Genomic DNA, 1,745 nt, shown 5'->3' on the forward strand with positions numbered 1-1,745 from the left:
GTCGAGCAGGGTCAAGATGATCCGGGATCGAGTGGGGTCGGCCAGTGCACGACCCAGGCGGTTCATCACGTCGAGACGCGAAGCAATAGTCAGCATGGACTGAACTATACAGCGCGCACTGAACACTTGGTCACAGGCGTCAGCCCAGATCGCATGCCCGTAAGGGGAACCCTCACCGGACACCGCCGCTACTTATCGAGAGGAACGACGGCACGCCTGGCGGGCTGTCCCGTAAGACCCGTCCGGTGAAGGGAGGCTATAGGACACACTGGGGAGCATGTCCCCCTTGAAGGTCGGCTATGCCCGAGTCTCCACCGACGAGCAGGACCTGACCGCGCAGCGTGACGGACTCGCGGCGTTCGGCGTCGATCCCAAGCGCATCTACGTCGACCACGGGCTCACGGGCCGCAACGCCGACCGTGAGGGCCTGCGGCAGGCGCTGGCTGCCTGTCGGGACGGCGATACGTTCGTGGTCACCAAGCTCGATCGGCTGGCGCGTTCAGTCCGTGATGCCCACCAGATCGCCGACGACCTCGCGGCGCGGGAAGTGAAGCTGAGCATCGCCGGATCGGTGTACGACCCGACCGACCCGATGGGGAAACTGTTGTTCAACGTGCTGGCGATGGTCGCCGAATTCGAAGCCGACCTCATCCGTGCCCGCACCCGCGAGGGGATGAAGGTCGCCAAGGCCAAGGGCCGGCTGCGCGGGAAGTCACCGAAACTCACCCCCCGGCAAGAAGCTCACCTCGTCCAGCTACATGCCGCCGACGAGCACACCGTGGGCGAGCTGGCCGAGCTGTTCAGCGTGGGCCGCTCCACGGTCTACCGCGCCCTTCAGCGCGCCGAGCGCGGGCGCGAGAACGCCTTGCAGTAGGTGCGTCGTGGACGCTCGAGCGCGGTGGCGAATCCTCAGGCTCCACGTCGAGGACCAGGTGCCCCTCGCGCGCTTAGCTCGCGAGACCGATGTAGGGCTGCGGACCCTGGAGCGCTGGCACGCCCGCTACCGCGCCGACGGCTACGCCGGACTGGAGACAGCCTCGCGAGCGGACACCGGCTCCCGCCGCCTTCCGCCCGACCTCGTCCACCTGATCGAGGGCCTGGCACTGAGCAAGCCGCGGCCGGCCATCGCTGTCGCCACCGCAAAGTCACCGGCATCTGCGCCGCCCGGAAGTGGCCGGTCCCCTCCTACTCGGTGGTGTGGGACATCGTGCGGACCCTGGATCCCGGCATGGTCACCCTACCGGCCCCTGGGACAAGACGAACTGCTGTTCGTCCTCGAGCGACACTGGCGATCCCTCGGCAAGCCCCTCGACCCCGACGACTTCACCGACGCCCAAGCCATCGCAGCCATCGCACGGATCACCCGCGGCAACTTCCGGCTCCTCGAACGCCTCTTCCCCCAGATCCAGCGGGTCCTGAAGATCAACGAACTCGACACCATCACCAACGACGTCATCGAAGCCGCACAGAGCACCCTGGTCATCGGTGTCACCTGACCCCGCCACGAAGCGACCGAAGAACCCCGCCATTCAGCAGACGAAGTCACACGTACGTTTCTCGCGTTTGCATGTCCAGCTGCGCTCCGCCTTGAGAAGTCTGATTCGGTCGGGTTCGCGCGATCGTGATCCTGGGCTTGAGTCGGCGGGTCTTCGACGTCGAACTCGTGGGCCTGCGATTGATGCTGCGTCTACGCCGTGGCGATAAGTGTCGCGATTCCGAGCGCGATGATCGCGACCACCAACACG

The 1,745-nt window shown here is 66.1% G+C and carries 2 protein-coding genes and 1 pseudogene; 2 read left to right on the forward strand and 1 reads right to left on the reverse strand.

Annotated features, from left to right (window positions below; translation table 11 throughout):
• Positions 1-96, reverse strand: a pseudogene (locus ACFQPD_RS11010) (transcriptional regulator); the annotation flags it as partial.
• 181 nt (positions 97-277) lie between these two features.
• Between ACFQPD_RS11010 and ACFQPD_RS11015 the strand changes: the two are divergent.
• Positions 278-874, forward strand: a complete 597-nt coding sequence (locus ACFQPD_RS11015; protein ID WP_010534181.1) for a recombinase family protein — start codon at positions 278-280, stop codon at positions 872-874.
• A 7-nt stretch (positions 875-881) separates the two neighbouring features.
• Positions 882-1,496: a helix-turn-helix domain-containing protein gene (locus tag ACFQPD_RS11020; RefSeq protein ID WP_385900700.1), complete on the forward strand. Its 615-nt coding sequence runs from the start codon at positions 882-884 to the stop codon at positions 1,494-1,496.
• Positions 1,497-1,745 lie beyond the last annotated feature (249 nt).

Origin of the sequence: Tessaracoccus sp. O5.2 (assembly GCF_964266725.1) — a bacterium.
Taxonomy (GTDB): domain Bacteria; phylum Actinomycetota; class Actinomycetes; order Propionibacteriales; family Propionibacteriaceae; genus Arachnia; species Arachnia lapidicapta.

Excerpts from the sequence above, each read along its gene's own strand:
- ACFQPD_RS11015 (WP_010534181.1), top strand. The coding sequence starts at position 278 with ATGTCCCCCTTGAAGGTCGGCTATGCCCGAGTCTCCACCGACGAGCAG.